At 68.7% G+C, this 15972-nt stretch carries 18 protein-coding genes; 3 read left to right on the plus strand and 15 right to left on the minus strand.

What is annotated here, in order from left to right:
• Positions 1-33 precede the first annotated feature (33 nt).
• The 6 genes from M2421_RS04850 to M2421_RS04875 form a co-directional block, all read right to left on the minus strand.
• Complete coding sequence (locus tag M2421_RS04850) at positions 34-465, minus strand: hypothetical protein (protein WP_259203726.1); 432 nt, start codon at positions 463-465, stop codon at positions 34-36.
• Between the two features lie 134 nt (positions 466-599).
• On the minus strand, positions 600-1286 hold the full coding sequence (locus M2421_RS04855) for a Fe2+-dependent dioxygenase (protein WP_259203729.1): 687 nt from the start codon (positions 1284-1286) through the stop codon (positions 600-602).
• 47 nt (positions 1287-1333) lie between these two features.
• Positions 1334-3658 carry a catecholate siderophore receptor Fiu gene (locus M2421_RS04860; protein WP_259203730.1) on the minus strand — a complete coding sequence of 775 codons (2325 nt, stop codon included), beginning with the start codon at positions 3656-3658 and terminating at the stop codon, positions 1334-1336.
• Between the two features lie 630 nt (positions 3659-4288).
• Positions 4289-4621 (minus strand): non-heme iron oxygenase ferredoxin subunit, encoded by a 333-nt coding sequence (locus M2421_RS04865; protein ID WP_259203732.1) that lies wholly within the window; start codon positions 4619-4621, stop codon positions 4289-4291.
• Positions 4618-5154 carry a GNAT family N-acetyltransferase gene (locus M2421_RS04870; protein ID WP_259203733.1) on the minus strand — a complete coding sequence of 179 codons (537 nt, stop codon included), beginning with the start codon at positions 5152-5154 and terminating at the stop codon, positions 4618-4620. The genes M2421_RS04865 and M2421_RS04870 overlap by 4 nt, the downstream gene beginning before the upstream one ends.
• Positions 5155-5274: 120 nt before the next feature.
• The gene (locus M2421_RS04875; RefSeq protein WP_259203734.1) at positions 5275-6036 is read right to left on the minus strand and encodes an energy transducer TonB; all 762 of its coding nucleotides are present in this window, start codon (positions 6034-6036) and stop codon (positions 5275-5277) included.
• A 109-nt stretch (positions 6037-6145) separates the two neighbouring features.
• Between M2421_RS04875 and M2421_RS04880 the strand changes: the two genes are divergently transcribed.
• A complete protein-coding gene (locus M2421_RS04880; protein WP_259203735.1) occupies positions 6146-6562 on the plus strand; it encodes a hypothetical protein in 417 nt (138 codons plus the stop codon).
• A gap of 73 nt (positions 6563-6635) precedes the next feature.
• On the opposite strand, the gene M2421_RS04885 is transcribed toward M2421_RS04880, so the two are convergent.
• The 5 genes from M2421_RS04885 to M2421_RS04905 all read right to left on the minus strand — a co-directional run bounded on the left by M2421_RS04885 (position 6636) and on the right by M2421_RS04905 (position 11926).
• Complete coding sequence (locus tag M2421_RS04885; protein ID WP_259203736.1) at positions 6636-7892, minus strand: cysteine desulfurase; 1257 nt, start codon at positions 7890-7892, stop codon at positions 6636-6638.
• The gene (sufD, locus tag M2421_RS04890) at positions 7889-9151 is read right to left on the minus strand and encodes a Fe-S cluster assembly protein SufD (protein WP_259203737.1); all 1263 of its coding nucleotides are present in this window, start codon (positions 9149-9151) and stop codon (positions 7889-7891) included. Before sufD ends, M2421_RS04885 begins: the two co-directional genes overlap by 4 nt.
• Positions 9151-9915: a Fe-S cluster assembly ATPase SufC gene (gene sufC / locus M2421_RS04895; RefSeq protein WP_259203738.1), complete on the minus strand. Its 765-nt coding sequence runs from the start codon at positions 9913-9915 to the stop codon at positions 9151-9153. Before sufC ends, sufD begins: the two co-directional genes overlap by 1 nt.
• Before the next feature lie 66 nt (positions 9916-9981).
• A complete protein-coding gene (sufB, locus tag M2421_RS04900; protein ID WP_259203740.1) occupies positions 9982-11457 on the minus strand; it encodes a Fe-S cluster assembly protein SufB in 1476 nt (491 codons plus the stop codon).
• A gap of 16 nt (positions 11458-11473) precedes the next feature.
• The gene (locus M2421_RS04905) at positions 11474-11926 is read right to left on the minus strand and encodes an SUF system Fe-S cluster assembly regulator (protein WP_259203742.1); all 453 of its coding nucleotides are present in this window, start codon (positions 11924-11926) and stop codon (positions 11474-11476) included.
• 175 nt (positions 11927-12101) lie between these two features.
• On the opposite strand from M2421_RS04905, the gene M2421_RS04910 reads away from it, so the two are divergent.
• Complete coding sequence (locus M2421_RS04910; protein ID WP_259203744.1) at positions 12102-12569, plus strand: SET domain-containing protein-lysine N-methyltransferase; 468 nt, start codon at positions 12102-12104, stop codon at positions 12567-12569.
• A 136-nt stretch (positions 12570-12705) separates the two neighbouring features.
• Positions 12706-13248: a type 1 glutamine amidotransferase domain-containing protein gene (locus M2421_RS04915; protein WP_259203745.1), complete on the plus strand. Its 543-nt coding sequence runs from the start codon at positions 12706-12708 to the stop codon at positions 13246-13248.
• Positions 13249-13321: 73 nt separating this feature from the next.
• On the opposite strand, the gene M2421_RS04920 is transcribed toward M2421_RS04915, so the two are convergent.
• The 4 genes from M2421_RS04920 to M2421_RS04935 all read right to left on the minus strand — a co-directional run bounded on the left by M2421_RS04920 (position 13322) and on the right by M2421_RS04935 (position 15663).
• Positions 13322-13918: a DUF1439 domain-containing protein gene (locus M2421_RS04920; RefSeq protein ID WP_259203746.1), complete on the minus strand. Its 597-nt coding sequence runs from the start codon at positions 13916-13918 to the stop codon at positions 13322-13324.
• 102 nt (positions 13919-14020) lie between these two features.
• A complete protein-coding gene (locus tag M2421_RS04925; RefSeq protein ID WP_259203747.1) occupies positions 14021-14521 on the minus strand; it encodes a hypothetical protein in 501 nt (166 codons plus the stop codon).
• A 61-nt stretch (positions 14522-14582) separates the two neighbouring features.
• Positions 14583-14891 (minus strand): DUF3861 domain-containing protein, encoded by a 309-nt coding sequence (locus M2421_RS04930; protein ID WP_259203748.1) that lies wholly within the window; start codon positions 14889-14891, stop codon positions 14583-14585.
• A 373-nt stretch (positions 14892-15264) separates the two neighbouring features.
• Entirely contained in the window at positions 15265-15663 is a 399-nt protein-coding gene (locus M2421_RS04935) for an HU family DNA-binding protein (protein WP_228886225.1), read from the minus strand.
• Between the last annotated feature and the right edge of the window lie 309 nt (positions 15664-15972).

The raw sequence follows: 15972 nt of genomic DNA on the forward strand, positions 1-15972 counted from the left end.
CGGTGGGCGGCATCGACGAGGCGATGCCGGCGATCAGCCCTGCGGCGGCGCCTGGCCGCGTTGGACGCGCAACCCGGGGGCGGCAGGCAACGGCGTGGCCGGTGCCGAATCGATGGCGGGCGATACCCGCGGTGGCAGCGCCACCTGCATGGCCATCAACGCATCCAGCGACGCGAGGGGGTGCGGGTGCGGTGGCAGCGGGGCAGTGGCGGCACGGGTACCGGCCATGCGCCGCGGCTTGGCCGGACTTTCTTCCTGCACCGCGGTGTCGCCACCGCCGGCCGGGCGTTCTTCCGCCGGCAGGTGCAGCACCCGCGCGGCGCCGCCGGGCAGGGTCCGCTCCAGCACCGGCAGGCCGGTGAACAGCATCGACAGCAGTGCCAGCCAGGCCAGTACGCTCGCCAACGCCGGACGCTGCCCGCGCATGGCGGGGGCAAAGCTGCGGTGGCGGTGCGGGTGGCGCATGGACGTCCCTGTGAGCGGCCAACCTGCGGGCGGATGGCAATGCGGCGCGATTGTAATGAGATACGCCTACAGACGCAAATGGGAATGATTTGCGATTGAGCCGGCGCAGCCGTGGTGTCTCCCGACGGGCTGGCTCAGATCTCGCTCCAGCGCCGCAACAGGTTGTGGTAAACGCCGGTCAGCTGCAGGACCGCGGCGCCGTCCGCGCCGCTGGTGCGCAGGGTTTCGATGGCGCTATCCATGTCCAGCAGCATGCGTCGCGCGCTGTCGTCGCGGACCATGCTCTGCACCCAGAAGAACGAGGCCAGGCGCGCACCGCGGGTGACCGGGGCGACCCGGTGCAGGCTGCTGGAGGGGTACAGCACCAGGTCGCCGGCAGGCAGCTTCACTTCGTGCTCGCCGTAGGTGTCGCTGATCACCAGTTCGCCGCCGTCATATGCCTCCGGCGGCGTGAGGAACAAGGTGCAGGACACATCCGACCGCAGGTGGCTGCGCTGGCCTTCCGGGCCGGTGACCATCACCGCGCCGTCGACGTGGAAGCCGTATTGGCCCCCGCCCTGGTAACGGTTGAAGCGCGGCGGCAGGATTCGCAACGGCAGGGCAGCGGCGAAGAACAGCGGGTGCCGCTCCAGTGCCGCCAGCACGATCCGGCCCAGCTCACCCTTCAACGGCGATGCGTCGGGAAGCTGTTCGTTGCGCTTCACCCGTGCCCCCTGCGCACCCACGGTCTCGCGGCCATCGGCCCAGTCCGCCGCGTCCAGCATGCGCTGCAGGTAGGCCAGTTCATCGGCGGTCAGTACGTTGGGGACATGCAGCAGCATGGCAGGGTCCTTGTGCGGCGCGAGGGGTGCCCCCGCGCCGCCGTGCATCAGAAGCGGAAGTCCGCGCTGAACAGGAACGAACGCGGAGCGCCCGGGGTATAACGGTAGCCGCTCTTGTTGATCGCGGCCACGTACTGCTTGTCGGCCAGGTTGTAGGCGTTCAAACGCAGCACCAGGTGCTCGTTGACGGCATAGGAGGCGACCGCATCGAATACGGTGTACGCGCGGGTGAACGCCGGCGTGCCTACCGCGCCATCGGTGCCACGGTGCATGGAACCGGCGTAACGCGCGCCACCTCCGATGGTGAGGCCGAACGGGAACGTGTAGCTGGTCCAGCTGGTGAAGGTGTCGCCCGGGGTGTAGGTGAGGTTGCGGGTGCCATCGGCGGCGACGTTGGCGCCTTCCTCAACCTCGGTATCCAGGTGGCTGTAGCCGGCGCTCAGCGACCAGTTCTCGGTGATGCGGCCCACCGTGGACAACTCGATGCCCTGCACCGACTTCCTGCCGGTCTGGGTGGGGTTGCCGGCCTCATCCAGCACCTGGGCGTTGATCTCGTTGCTGACCTCGGTCTTGAACAGGGCCAGGTTCACGGCCAGGGCATCCTGCATGAAGCTCCACTTCGTGCCCACTTCGAACGTCTTGGCCTTCTGCGGGTCCAGGCGCGGGTTGTCGGCGCTGCTGGTGGAACTGCTCAGCTGGAAGTTGCTGCCGCCCGGGGGCTGCTGGGAAATGGCGTAGTTGGCGTACAGGCTGACGATGTCATCCACCTTGTACACCGCGCCCAGCTTCCAGTTGATGAGAGTGTCCGAATGCGCCAGCGTCGGATTGGTGATCACCGTGCCGACCGGGCTGGTGCCGCAGGCGGGACCGCGGCCACCGCAGACAGCGGCACTCTGGTACTCGGTCTTGTAGTGGTCGGCGCGCAGGCCGGCGGTGACCAGGAAACTCTCGCCGATGTTCAACGTATCGAACAGGTACACCGAGGACGTGGTGGTCTTGCCGCGGCTGTCGGCGCCATTGTGGGCCCAGGTCAGGCCGGTCGCGTTCCAATCCGGCGCGTACAGGTTGGCCGGCGACCAGGTGGTGCCGCCGGTGGCGGCCTGGCCGAAGCTCTCCAGCTCCTCGCGGGTGAACTCCAGTCCGGTGCTCAGGTTGTGTTCGATGGCGCCGGTGGCGAAATCCGCGCGCAGGTTGAGCTGGTCGGTGAGGATGGTGTTCCGCTGGTCCTTGAAGGTCGGCAGGCTGCGCGCGATCGTGTAGCTGCCAAGGTCGGCGGCATTGGCGTAGCGGATGTTGCCGGTCGGTGCGCCGTTGGCGCCGCGCGTGCCGGTGCCCATGAACGCGGTCAGCATGTAGTCCTGGTCGGTACGGCCCCAGCGTGCGGTGTTGGTCAGCCGCACGTTGTCGTTGATGTCGTGTTCGATGCGGAAGGTGGCCATCTTCGCGGTGACGTCGTCGTGGTCGGCGCGCGTGCCGTAGAAATTCTCCGGATCCACTGGATGGCCCGCCAACTGTTCGAGGGTCGGCTGCGCGGTCCAGCCCGGCAGGCCCAGGGTGGGGACGCCGCCGTCAGGCACGTTGCTCTGGTCCACGTACAGCAGGTTGAGGTAGTACCGGGTGCGGGTGCCCAGGCCGAAGGCCAGTGACGGCGCGATGCCCCAGCGCGTGTTGTTGACGTGGTCGCGGCCCGGCTGGTCGCTGTCCTGCCACATCGCGTTCAGGCGCAGCGCGCTGGTCGCGCCGAGGGTCTGGTTCCAGTCTGCGGTGCCGCGCTGTTGATCGTCGGTGCCGGCCGAGAGGGTACCCGACACGGCGTTGTGAAGGTTGGCCTGCTTGCTGACCATGTTGATCGAACCGGTCGGTGCCGAGCGCCCATTGTCCGTACCGGCCGGGCCCTTGGACACTTCCACCTGCTCGGTATTGAAGACATCGCGTGAGATGGAGCCCAGGTCGCGCACCCCATCCACGAAGATGCTGCTGGAGGTATCGAAGCCGCGCATGAAGATGCTGTCGCCAGTGTTCGTGTTGCCGTTCTCGCCCACGTAGAACGTGCCCACGCCTGGGCTGTTGCGCAGCGCATCGGTCAGCGTGGTGGCGCCCTGCTGGTTGAACAGGTCGCGCGTGATCACCTGGATGGTCTGCGGCGTGTCCTGCAGGGACTGGGTGAACTTCGGCGAGGCGATCCTGTCGGCCTTGAAGCCACGCACCCCCAGCACATGGATCTGGTCGAGCGTCTGCGCCGTGGCGGTGTCGCTGGATTGGGCGTGGGCGACGACCGGCAGGACCGCCAGGCCGAGGCCGGTGACCAGGCCGGCAGTGGCCAGGGTGGCTGCCGTGCGGGGGGAGGAGGAGTGCTTGCGACTCTTGATCATGTTGGCGATCCGGAAAGGCGGGTAGGTCGAAGGGCGCGGCGCCGCGCGGGGGCGGCGCAAGCACGGCATCGGGTTGCAGGCAGGACAGACACGGGTGGGCCGCACAGGGGGCGGCCGTGCACCGCGCAGGGGGTGGGCGAGCACCGCGCAGGGCACGGTGCCGGAATCAGGGGCGGGGAGGGGCGTGGCCGGGATTGAGCCTGAGCGCAGGTTCCATCCGCTGCCAGGCCAGCGCACCGGCCGGCCACCGCGGCACCACGGCTACCCAGGCGCTGCGGCGCAGGCGGGGGCTCACGGCGTCCGGGCTGGACTCGGGGTCTGCGCCTGCTTCGAGCACGGACGGCTCACCGGCGGGCGCTTCCGGCGCCGGGGCCGGCAGGGCAGGTCCCGAGCGACTGTCGGCCGCGTCCGCCAACAGCGCCAGGGCGTGGGATGCGGGGCCGGGCCGGGCGTCTGTCTGGCCACCGCTCAGCCAGCCGGCCGCCAGCAGCACCACGCAGAACGTGGCCCACAGGGCAGCAACACCGATGGCGGAACGGATGGCGGGCACGAAGGACCAGGCAGGCGCGGCCGGGTGGCCGCGGCGCACATGGTAATGCTAGCGATTCGCATTTTCAAAGCGCCCGGCGTTCAGTCGCGGTCGTCGCGGGTCCAGACCCCATCGAACTCACGCTTCACCGGGAACCGGGCTACCGGCGAGTAGGCCGGGGCGCACAGGGCACGCCCATCGCGGACGTCGAAACGCGCCCCGTGCAGCACGCATTCGATGCTGGCCTCGGCGGTGTCGAAGGTGCCCGAGGACAGGTCGAACTCATCGTGGGTGCACTGGTCTTCCAGGGCGTACAGCTCGCCGTCCAGGTTGAACACCACGATCGGGGTGCCGGTGACCTCGTCGAAGGTGCTTTTCATCTCGCCGGGCAGCAGCTCGGCGCTGGCGCAGACGAAGGTCCAGGTGTCGCTCACGGGCGGGCCGCCAGTGGCTTTTCCAGGATCTCGAAGCGCAGGTCGTCGCGCTTGGGGATGCCGAAGCGTTCGTCGCCGTAGGGGAACGGCTTCTTGATGCCGGTCCGCGCATAGCCGCGGCGCTCGTAAAAGGCGATCAGCTCGTCGCGGACGTCGATGACGGTCATCTGCATCACCGGCACGCCCCATTCGCGCGCGGCGTGCGCCTCGGCGGCGTCCATCAACTGCTTGCCGATGCCGCCGCCCTGCTGGGCGGGGTCGACCGAGAACATGCCGAAGTAGCCCTTGCCGCTGTCATCGGCCACGTGCGCGCAGGCCAGCAGGTGGCCATCGCGCTCGGCCAGCAGGATGGTCGAACGCGGCCTGGCCAGGTCGGCCTGCAGGCCCTGCGCATCGATGCGGGCGCCGTCCAGCAGGTCGGCTTCGGTGGTCCAGCCGGCGCGGCTGGCGTCGCCGCGGTAGGCCGAGGTGACCAGGGTGATCAGGGCGGGGATGTCGGCGGCGGTGGCCGATCGGAAGGTCAGGGTGCTCATGCCTACATTCTAGGCGGGGGCGCCCATGCAGGGGAGGGGCGGTAGTCATTCGGCGGCGGGTGGGCGACAGAACGCGCAGGCGAGCGAGCCGAGCGTCGACGGTCACGCGCGCTCGCCTGCTCAGCGCATGAAAAACTCCACCGGAAACGACAGCTCCACCGGCGCCGGGCGCTCATCGGGCACGTCGGGCAACGGTGCCGCGCGGCGGAAGGTGTCCAGCGCGGCCTGGTCGAGCAGCGCGAAGCCGGAGCTGCGTTCCAGCGAGAGGTGCAGCAGGCTGCCGTTGCGGGCCACGCTGACCCGGAGCTGGGCGATGCCCTCCTGGCGGCGTGCGCGCGCGGCAGCGGGATAGCGGCGGAAGCGCTCCAGGCGCGCCATCACCCGGCCTTCCCAACTGTCGCGCCCGGGCGTGGTCTCGCTGGGGCCGGTCGGCAGCGGCGGGCTGGGCGGGGCGGCGGCGACCGATGCCTCCTGTTGCTGCGGCGCCGTGGCGTCCACGCGCGGTTGCGGCGGGGTGGGGGGCGGGATGATCCAGTTGGCAGCGGCCCGCACGGGCGTGGGCGGCAGCGGGCGCGGTGGTTCCGGCGCTTGCCTGGTCGGCGTGGCGGCGGTGCTGGGGGTGGGGGCGACGATGTCTTCCAGTGGCACGTCCGGGGCCTGCGGCGGCAGCAGGATCAGCTGGGTACGTTCGGCTGGCGGTGGTGGCAGCGCGACAGGGGCGTAGGCCTGGGTCCAGAGCACCCCGACGAACACGCCGACATGGGCCAGCAGCGTGATGCCGGCCGCCACGGCCCGCGCAGGGCGTTCACCGATCGCGGGCAGGCGGGGCGACCACGTCGGATCCAGGCGGGGATGGCCCGTGGGAAGAAGGGGAGATAGCATTGCCAACCGCGCAAATGAGAAGTGTTCGCATTATCTCATTGTTGCATGCGGGTGCGGCGACCGTTTGGGCGACGCTGCGCGACGGGACGTTGGGCAACCAGGAGCGAGCATGGACGGCGTGCGTGCGGCGATGGCGGTGATGCTCGTGCTGCACGGGGCGAGCGCGCAGGCGGGCGTGGCGCCCCCGTTGGCGGGGATCTATTCGAATGTATGCATGCACCCGGAGAGCGGCGACCTGCTCGGCACCGAGCTCACCTTTGCCGGCCCCGCCGACCCGGGCCGCGTGCAGTTGCAGCGCTACGAAGGCGCTGCCGTGGCACCGGAGCAGTTGCGGATGACCGCGCGCGGCACGGCGTGGTACCTGGATGGCGGCGACGGTGCGGCAATGATGCTGCTGCAGCGGCAGGGGGCGGCGCTGCGGGTGATCTATCTGGATGGCCAGCAGGCCAGCGACGGCGGAACGAGCGAGACGCTGGTGGTCACCGCGCCGGGTCGCGCCGACCGCCAGCGCCCGATATGCCGGTAGCGGTGGAACGCGCCTGAACGCGGAACGCCGCGATCTCTCGCGGCGTTCCGGGGTAGGCGAGAATCGGTGGCCGTCAGCCCAGCAGCTTGCGCACCTTGTTCAACGCCACGATGAAGCGCTCGATCTCCTCGTGCGTGTTGTAGAAGGCCAGCGACGCGCGGCAGGTGGCGGCCACGCCGTAGTACTGCAGCAGCGGATGCGCGCAGTGCTGGCCCGAGCGCACAGCCACGCCTTCCAGGTCGAGCAGGGTCGCCAGGTCGTGCGAATGCGCGCCATCGACCAGGAAGGAGACCACGGCCGCCTTGTCCGGCGTGGTGCCGAAGATGCGCAGGCCGTCGATTTTGCCGAGCTCTTCGTTGAAGTGGGCCAGCAGCTCGGCTTCGCGTGCTTCCACGTGGTCCAGGCCCAGCGAGTCGAGGTAATCCACCGCCACGCCCAGCCCGATGAAACCGGCGATGTTGGGGGTGCCGGCCTCGAACTTGTGCGGGGCATCGTTGAACACCGTGCCCTCGAAGCTGACTTCCTTGATCATCTCGCCGCCGCCGATGAACGGGGGCATCGCCTCGAGGTGCTCGCGGCGCGCCCACAGCGCGCCGGTGCCGGTCGGGCCACACATCTTGTGGCCGGTGATGGCGTAGAAATCGCAGCCGATCGCGGCCACGTCGACCTTGCGGTGCGGCACCGCCTGGGAACCGTCGACCACGGTGATGATGCCGCGCTTGCGTGCTTCGCGGCAGATCTCGCGCACCGGGTTGACCGTGCCGAGCACGTTGGACACGTGGGCCACGGCCAGCAGCTTGACCTCGGCGGTCATGGCACGGCGCAGGGCATCCAGGTCGAGCGCACCGTCGGGGGTGATCTCGGCCACGCGGATCGTGGCGCCCGTGCGTTCGGCGACCAGCTGCCACGGCACGATGTTGGCGTGGTGCTCCATGCGCGAGACCAGGATGACATCGCCCGCCTTCAGCCGCGGCAGCGCCCACGAGTAGGCAACCAGGTTGAGCGCGAAGGTCGTGCCGCTGCACAGCACCAGTTCGCTGGGGCGCACGTTGAGGAAGCGTGCCAGCTTGTTGCGCGCGCCCTCATAGGCGTCGGTGGCCTCGGTGCCCAGCGCATGCACGGCGCGGCTGACGTTGGCGTTGTAGCGCCGGTAGAACTCGTCGACCGCGCCAATCACCTGCACCGGCTTCTGGCCGGTGTTGGCGTTGTCGAAATAGACCAGCGGCTTGCCGTGCACTTCCCGCATCAACAACGGGAAATCCAGGCGCACGCGGTCCCAGTCCGGGGCCACCGCGGTATCGGTGGCCGGGCGCGGGGTGGACAGGTTCATGCCACGCCCGCCCGGGCCAGGGCCAGGTCGAGCTGGCGGCGCAGCTGGTCGGTCAGGCGCGCATCGAGCGCGTTCAGCGGCTCATGGCAGAACGCGGCGCTGAGCAGCTGCTGCGCCTGCTCGGCGGCCAGGCCGCGCGAGCGCAGGTAGAACAGCGCGTTGGCATCGAGCTGGCCGACGGTGGCGCCGTGCGCGGCCTTCACTTCGTCGGCGTCGATCACCAGCGTCGGCTGGGTATCGATTTCGGCGTCGGCCGACAGCAGCAGGTTCTTGTTGGACAGGTTGGCATCGGTGCCGTCGGCGCCGGCGCGGATGTGGATGCCACCATGGAACACCACGCGGCTGCGGTTGGCGGCCACGCCGCGCCAGACCATTTCCGAGGACGTGTCGCGCGCGATGTGCTCGATGCCCAGGCGGGTATCGACATGGCGGCGGCCGTTGCCGAGCAGCACGCCGTTGGCGGTCAGCTGGGCGTTGTCGCCTTCCAGGCGCACGTTGAACTCGTGGCGGCTGAGCGCAGCGCCCAGTTCCAGGTCGATGCGGCGGTACTGCGCGTTGCGGGCCAGCACGGCGTCGGTGCGCAGCAGGCTGGTGGCGCGGGTACCGTCGGCCTGCACGCGGGCGTGCGAGAGCACGGCGTCCTGGGCCAGGTGCACGTGCACCAGGGTGTTGCCCAGGTGCGCGGCATCGCCGACATGCAGGTGGTGCTCGACCACGCCGAGGGCCGCGCCACTGCGCAGTTCGATCAGGTGGCGGTGGTGCCAGGCCAGGTCGGCGGCGCCGGCCACGCTGACGAACACCAGCTGCAGCGGCAGGTCGATCTGCGCATCGTCGTCCACCCGGACCAGCACGCCTTCATCGGCGAGGGCAGCGTTGAGGCGGGCGAAGACTTCGTCGCTGCGTTCGAAACGACGGCCGAGGAAGCGCAGGGCGTCATCGCCGGCGGCCAGCGCCGAGGACAGCGTCTGCAGCTGCACGCCGGCCGGCAGCGCGCCCAGGTCGCTCAGCGCGTCGGACGGCCGGCCGTTGACGAACACCAGGCGCGGCGACGGGATGTCGGCCAGCAGCGCGGCATCGACCTCGACGGCCGCCAGCGGCGCGGGGCTGAAGCTGCGGCGTTCGAGCTGACGCAGCGAGGTGTACTTCCAGGCTTCGGTGCGCGGGCCGGGCAGGCCGGCCTGCAGGGCGGCATCCAGTTCGGCGCGACGTGCGTCGCTGCCGCAGAAGCCGCTGGCGAGGGAATCCAGCAGGACGCTCATCAGACCGCTGCCTCGGGGACGACGCGGTCCTTGAGGAAGTGGTAGCCATGGGCTTCCAGTTCCAGGGCCAGTTCCGGGCCGCCGCTCTGCACGATCTTGCCGTCGGCCAGCACGTGCACCACGTCCGGCTTGATGTAATCGAGCAGGCGCTGGTAGTGGGTGATCACGATGAACGAACGGTCCGGCGAGCGCAGCGCGTTGACGCCGTCGGCCACGCTCTTGAGTGCGTCGATGTCCAGCCCGGAGTCGGTTTCATCCAGGATCGCCAGCTTCGGCTCGAGCACGGCGAGCTGGAAGATCTCGTTGCGCTTCTTCTCGCCACCGGAGAAGCCTTCGTTGACGCCACGGTGCAGCAGTTCGTCCTTCAGGTGCAGCACGGCCAGCTTCTGCCGTACCAGCTTGAGGAACTGCATCGAATCCAGCTCTTCCTCGCCACGTGCCTTGCGCTGGGCGTTGAGCGCGGCGCGCAGGAAGTAGGTGTTGTTCACGCCGGGGATTTCCACCGGGTACTGGAAGGCCAGGAACAGGCCGGCGGCCGCGCGTTCTTCCGGCGCCAGGTCCAGCAGGTCACGGCCGTCGAACTGCACGCTGCCTTCGCTGACGTCATAGCCGTCACGGCCGGCCAGAACGTTGCCCAGGGTGGACTTGCCGGCGCCGTTGGGGCCCATGATGGCGTGAACCTGGCCGGGCTTCACGTCCAGCGACAGGCCCTTGAGGATGTCTTTCCCGCCGATGCGGGCGTGGAGGTTGTCGATCTTCAGCATGATACGAATCCGGGGTAGCGCCACGCCGTGCGTGGCTGAAAAATTCAAACGAAGGCGGCTGTCGGGTTAACCGACAGACCCTTCCAGCGAGACTTCCAGCAGCTTCTTGGCTTCCACCGCGAACTCCATCGGCAGCTCGCGGAAGACCTGCTTGCAGAAGCCGTCGACGATCATCGACACCGCGTTTTCCTGGTCGATGCCGCGCGCGCGGCAATAGAACAGCTGGTCGTCGGAGATCTTGGAGGTGGTCGCCTCGTGCTCCACCGTCGCGCTCGGGTTCTTGACCTCGATGTACGGGAAGGTGTGCGCGCCGGACGTCTTGCCGATCAGCAGCGAATCGCACTGGGTGTAGTTGCGCGCGCCGTCGGCGTTGCGGTCCACCTTGACCAGGCCGCGGTAGGTGTTCTGGCCGCGCCCGGCGCTGATGCCCTTGCTGACGATCTTGCTCTTGGTGCGCTTGCCGATGTGGATCATCTTGGTGCCGGTGTCGGCCTGCTGGCGATGGTGGGTAAGCGCCACCGAGTGGAACTCGCCCACCGAGTCGTCCCCCAGCAGCACGCAGGACGGGTACTTCCAGGTGATCGCCGAACCGGTCTCGACCTGGGTCCAGGTGACCTTGCTGCGCGCGCCACGGCATTCGGCACGCTTGGTGACGAAGTTGTAGATGCCGCCCACGCCGTTCTCGTCGCCCGGGTACCAGTTCTGCACCGTGGAGTACTTGATCTCGGCATCGTCCAGCGCGACCAGCTCGACCACCGCGGCGTGCAGCTGGTTCTCATCGCGCATCGGCGCGGTGCAGCCTTCCAGGTAGGACACGTACGCCTTGTCCTCGCAGATGATCAGGGTGCGCTCGAACTGGCCGGTGTGGCCGGCGTTGATGCGGAAATAGGTGCTCAGTTCCATCGGGCAGCGCACGCCCCTGGGAATGAACACGAAGCTGCCATCGGAGAACACCGCCGAGTTGAGCGCGGCGAAGTAGTTGTCGCCGACCGGCACCACGCTGCCCAGGTACTGCTTGACCAGGTCCGGGTGTTCCTTGATGGCCTCGGACATCGAGCAGAAGATCACGCCCTTCTCGGCCAGTTCCTTGCGGAACGTGGTGCCGACCGAGACCGAGTCGAACACCGCGTCCACGGCGACGCCGGCCAGCCTGGCGCGCTCGTGCAGCGGCACGCCCAGCTTGTCGTAGGTGTCCAGCAGTTCCTTGGGCACGTCGTCCAGCGAGGCGTACTTCGGGCCCTTGGGCGCGGAGTAGTAGCTGAGCGCCTGCAGGTTGATCGCGGCGATCTGCAGCTTGGCCCAGTCCGGCATCGGCATGGTCAGGAAGTGGCGGTAGGCCTCGAGGCGCCACTGCGTCATCCATTCCGGCTCGTCCTTCTTGGCCGACAGGGCACGGATGGTGTCCTCGTCCAGGCCAGGCGGCAGCGAGTCCGATTCGATGTCCGTGATGAAGCCCGCCGCGTATTTGCGGCCGAGCTGCTCATGGATCTCGCGGTTGGGGGTATCGCCGGCGGCGACGGTGTCGAGGATATCGGTGGCCATGGGGGCTGCCTGTGGATCAGGAGACGACGTCCGCCGCGATCACGCGGCGGGGGGCGTCAACAAGGGGAAGAGGGGGCAGGATCTGCGCCAGGCTGACCGCACGCAGTGCTTCGGACACGACGTCGTTGATCAGCCGCCAGCTGCTGCGTGCGCCGCACTGCATCTCGCGCCCGCACTGGCTGTGCTCGTGGGCGCACTCGGTGAGGCCCAGCGGACCTTCCATGGCTTCCACGATCTCGAACAGGCTGATCTGGTCGGCCGCGCGGGTCAGGCGATAGCCGCCGCGCACGCCGCGCAGGCCTTCGACCAGGCCGGCCTGGGCCAGCGGCTTGAGCAGCTTGCTGACGGTGGGCGGTTCGAGGCTGGCGAACTCGGCCAGCTCGGTGGCGCTGAGCACCTCACCCGGGCGGGCGGCGAGCACGGTCAGCACGACGGTGGCGTAATCGGTGAGCTTGGTAACGCGGAGCATGGGGAGGGCAGAACCATAAAGCGGACTGAAATTGTACGCTTTTATCCCCGGGCATCCAACCCACCCCGTTCAGGCGCGTCGCGGCGGGGTGTCGCGGGGGCGGGCGCGCGCGTCGCTTTGGCAATCACAAAGATTAAGCGAGAATCGGTCCCTACCTCTCGCAACGGCCAGCCAGATGCCCAAGAAGATCCAAGCCCGCAAGTCCTCCATCCATGGCAATGGCGTGTTCGCGCTGGCGCCGATCAAGCAGGGCGAGCGGGTCATCCAGTACAAGGGTCTGCTGCGCAGCCACGCCGACGTGGATGCCGATGATACCGGGGACGTGGAGAGTGGTCACACCTTCCTGTTCACCCTGAACGACGATTACGTCATCGACGCCAACTACAAGGGCAACGACGCGCGCTGGTTGAACCACAGCTGCGAGCCGAACTGCGAGGCGGTGATCGAAGAGGCCGAGGGTGACAACCGCCGCGAGGACAAGGTGTTCATCGAGGCGATCAAGGACATCCAGCCGGGCGACGAGCTGACCTACAACTACGGCATCACCCTGGCCGAGCGCCACACCGCGCGCCTGAAGAAGATCTGGGAATGCCGTTGCGGGTCGAAGAAGTGCACCGGGACGATGCTGCAGCCCAAGCGCTGATAGCGTCGCGCGTACCGGCCCTTGGTCGGTACCGGCCGTGCATGGCGGTGGACACCGACACGCCGTGCACATGCCGGTCACTGTTGCCCAATGCGGCGCTGCGCACACTGGACGCTCCTTTTCAACGGAGCTTTCCATGGCACACGCACTCAACGGCAAGCAGGTGGCGGTCCTGGCCACCGACGGTTTCGAACAGTCCGAGCTGCAGGAGCCCAAGCGCCTGCTGGAATCTTGGGGCGCTACCGTCACGGTGATCGCGCCGGACGACGCCAAGCAGATCCGCGGCTGGAAGGACAAGGACTGGGGCGAGAGCGTCACGGTCGACCAGTCGCTGGCCGCCGCCAAGGCCGAGGCCTATGACGCGCTGGTGCTGCCGGGCGGGGTGATCAACCCGGACAAGCTGCGCATCGACAGCCAGGCGGTGGACTTCATCAAGGCCTTCGGCGCCAGCGGCAAGCCGGTCGCGGCGATCTGCCACGGACCGTGGCTGCTGGTGGAGTCGGGCCTGGCCAAGGGCCGCGAGGTCACCTCGTGGCCGTCGCTGAAAACCGATCTTGGCAATGCCGGCGCGCGCTGGCGCGACGCCGAGGTGGTGGTGGATGGCAACCTGATCACCAGCCGCAAGCCGGATGACATCCCCGCGTTTGCCGATGCGGTCGCCAAGGCGCTGGCCGCTTGATCATCGCGGTACCGACCGGCCCACGGTCGGTACCCGCCGCGGCCCCTGACGTGGGCCGCGGCCTGGTTCGAGGTTATCGGCCCAACACACCCGCCGGCACCAGCTTGCCGAGGTCCTGGTTGAAGGTGACCACCAGCTTGCCGTTCTGCACCTGCGCCGACTGCACCTGCAACGCGCCCAGCACGCTGGCCACGGTCGGGTCGATCTTGTAGATCGGCTCGCGCCGCGCGTAGTCGGTCAGCCAGGCGTTGAGCAGGCTGCGGGTGCGCGAGTCGAGGCGGCCGCCATTGTTGGCGGGGGTGAAATCGTCCACGGTCGGCTGGTCCAGGTGGAAGCCTTGGGTCTGCGCGTCATAGCGCAGGCCGCTGCTCAGCTTGACCTTGCCCAGCGGCGCAGGCGCACTGCCGGCGGTGGCCATCGCCACGTCGAAGCCGAGGTCCAGGCGATTGCCTTGCGGCAGGGTCAGCTGCGGGTGGCTCATGGTCATGGCGATCAGGCCGCCGAGGGCATCCTGCGTGCGCGGGAAGCTGCCGTCGAGGTACTGCTGGACGTCGCTGGCCCCGACCGACAGCTGGCGACCGGAGACGCTGGGGGCAGCCTGCGCGCCGACCGCAGCGGCGATCAAGACGGTGCAGGCGGCAAGGCGGGACAACAGCGGGCGTGCGTTCATGGTGTCAGGCCGTGGGAGGTGGGAGGAAGACGCCCACGATAGCGCCTTCGGCTGAATCCAGCTTGGATACGGGGCGCACGCAGCGCCGCGGTTGCCGGCGGCTCAGTCGAGCATCGGCTGCAGGGACGCGGCATGGATTTCCCAGCCGCTGCCATCGGGCTTGGGTCGCAGGCGGTACCAGCCTTTGTAGCGCTGCACGCCGTCGACGGTGGCGGCGCGGATCCGCACGGGTACTTCGCGCAGCCGCGAGGGCTGGTCCTCGTCGCGGGCGATCGGCGCATCGGTCTCCACCCGCAGCGTGCGCAGGCCGGGCAGGTCGCGCAGGGCGGCATCGTCGGCACCGAGGGACCGACCAGTGCTCCAGAACGCATCGGCGGCGGCGCGATCACCGCGCATCACCGCATTGAGGTAGTGGCGCACCACGCGGCCTTCGCTGTCCGCACCGGCAGCCACCGCGCTGAGCGCGGGGATAGGGATGTCGCCCAGGGCGTCGCCGCTGGCGGCGTCGTTCGGCTGCGCTGCAGCGGCTGCGTGCGCGCGGCTGGCGTCGCCGGCATCGCGTTGGCAGGAACAGCCGCCCAGCAGGAGCGGTAACAGGAACATGGCACGGCGCATGGCGGTCTCTCCCCGGAGAAGGGCAGAGTGTAACGGCCGGGCGGCGGGCTCAGGGGGCCTGCTGGATGTCCTGCAAGGCGTCCAGCACCTGCCCCAGCTGCGGCTGCAGGCGGGTCAGCGGGTGGTCCGGTTCCTGCGCATGGCGGCGGGCCAGGTCGTGCAGCAACTGGGTGGCCACGATGGCCGCGGCGCGCTCGTCGCCGCTCAAGCCGGCCTGACGGCGTGCCACCTCCAGCAGCCGCATCCAGTCCTGCTGGGCGCGGTGTTCCAGTTCGATCGTGCAGCGTCCGCTGCACTGCAGCCCGTCCTTCTCGATCGGAGTGACGGTAATGCGGTAACGCTGGGAGGGACTGGTCATGGCGGCCGGCGGTGTGGGGACAGGCCCACCATAGGCGTGCCCATCGCCAGCGGCGACCGGTGCGGTCGCACGCAGTGTTCCACCTTGTGCGTTCCAGGCCTGACCGAACGGACCGGGAAGGCCGTGGCAGCGGCGTTTGCGCGCGTGCCAGGCCTGCACGCCGGCGTGGGCAACGCTGTGTTGCGCGGTCTGCCCGGATGGCAGGGCCATGCCTGCTGGGCCCCGCCCTGGACAGACGATGGATAGCCAGGCGGGCGAGCTGCAACCGCCGCACGCGTACCCCACGCAGTGCGTGCCGGAGGCGCGCAGGACAGCCAAAAAAGAACGGGACGGCCAAGGCCGTCCCGTCCGGGTGCTGCAGGAAACGCGCTGATTACAGCGCAGCGTCCTTGAGCTTCTTGAGCGGACGCACCTTCAGCTTGGTGGAGGCCGGCTTGGCGGCGAACCACTGCTCTTCCTTGGTGAACGGGTTGATGCCCTTGCGCTTCGGCTTGGCCGGAACGCTGACGGTGGTGATCTTCAGCAGGCCCGGCAGGGTGAAGCTGCCCGCGCCCTTCTTGTGCACCGAAGCGGCGACGGCGCCTTCCAGCGAGGCGAGCACGGCGCGCACGTCCTTGGCGACAACGCCGGACGCTTCAACGATGTGTGCAACCAGACCAGACTTGCTCAGTACGTCCTTGATCGGCTTGGGAGCGGCCGGCTTGGCGGCTGCCTTGGTAGCGACTTTCTTTACTGCCTTCTTCGGGGCAGCCTTCTTAGCGGTCTTTGCCATGGTTTCCTGTTCCGTGAACGGTTGGTTGTTTGGTCGCGCCGAACCCCGTCGGCAAGCGAAATGTAGGGCAACAATGCGGCGCCGCCAATAGGCAATCGCATAAATATTCGCGATTTCCCGCGTGTCGGTTACCGCAGTGCATCAGTACATAGCCGAAAAACAGGGGTCGGCGCGACCTGGGCCTGGTCCGGGCAGGGCCCGGCGACGTGTGTCTGGAGGACGCAACCCCCTTGAAAACAGCGGTTTTTTTGCGTCGCCCGGGCGCCATCGGGTGGCCGCGGGAGCGGCACTGCCGGCGCCGACACACCG

This window comes from Stenotrophomonas sp. BIGb0135 (assembly GCF_024810105.1).
GTDB classification, from domain to species: Bacteria; Pseudomonadota; Gammaproteobacteria; order Xanthomonadales; family Xanthomonadaceae; genus Stenotrophomonas; species Stenotrophomonas maltophilia_AB.

Coding starts and splice junctions, on each gene's coding strand:
- M2421_RS04850 (WP_259203726.1), bottom strand. CDS start 465: ATGCGCCACCCGCACCGCCACCGCAGCTTTGCCCCCGCCATGCGCGGG.
- M2421_RS04855 (WP_259203729.1), bottom strand. CDS start 1,286: ATGCTGCTGCATGTCCCCAACGTACTGACCGCCGATGAACTGGCCTAC.
- M2421_RS04860 (WP_259203730.1), bottom strand. CDS start 3,658: ATGATCAAGAGTCGCAAGCACTCCTCCTCCCCCCGCACGGCAGCCACC.
- M2421_RS04870 (WP_259203733.1), bottom strand. CDS start 5,154: ATGAGCACCCTGACCTTCCGATCGGCCACCGCCGCCGACATCCCCGCC.
- M2421_RS04875 (WP_259203734.1), bottom strand. CDS start 6,036: ATGCTATCTCCCCTTCTTCCCACGGGCCATCCCCGCCTGGATCCGACG.
- M2421_RS04880 (WP_259203735.1), top strand. CDS start 6,146: ATGGACGGCGTGCGTGCGGCGATGGCGGTGATGCTCGTGCTGCACGGG.
- M2421_RS04885 (WP_259203736.1), bottom strand. CDS start 7,892: ATGAACCTGTCCACCCCGCGCCCGGCCACCGATACCGCGGTGGCCCCG.
- sufD (WP_259203737.1), bottom strand. CDS start 9,151: ATGAGCGTCCTGCTGGATTCCCTCGCCAGCGGCTTCTGCGGCAGCGAC.
- sufC (WP_259203738.1), bottom strand. CDS start 9,915: ATGCTGAAGATCGACAACCTCCACGCCCGCATCGGCGGGAAAGACATC.
- sufB (WP_259203740.1), bottom strand. CDS start 11,457: ATGGCCACCGATATCCTCGACACCGTCGCCGCCGGCGATACCCCCAAC.
- M2421_RS04905 (WP_259203742.1), bottom strand. CDS start 11,926: ATGCTCCGCGTTACCAAGCTCACCGATTACGCCACCGTCGTGCTGACC.
- M2421_RS04910 (WP_259203744.1), top strand. CDS start 12,102: ATGCCCAAGAAGATCCAAGCCCGCAAGTCCTCCATCCATGGCAATGGC.
- M2421_RS04915 (WP_259203745.1), top strand. CDS start 12,706: ATGGCACACGCACTCAACGGCAAGCAGGTGGCGGTCCTGGCCACCGAC.
- M2421_RS04920 (WP_259203746.1), bottom strand. CDS start 13,918: ATGAACGCACGCCCGCTGTTGTCCCGCCTTGCCGCCTGCACCGTCTTG.
- M2421_RS04925 (WP_259203747.1), bottom strand. CDS start 14,521: ATGTTCCTGTTACCGCTCCTGCTGGGCGGCTGTTCCTGCCAACGCGAT.
- M2421_RS04930 (WP_259203748.1), bottom strand. CDS start 14,891: ATGACCAGTCCCTCCCAGCGTTACCGCATTACCGTCACTCCGATCGAG.
- M2421_RS04935 (WP_228886225.1), bottom strand. CDS start 15,663: ATGGCAAAGACCGCTAAGAAGGCTGCCCCGAAGAAGGCAGTAAAGAAA.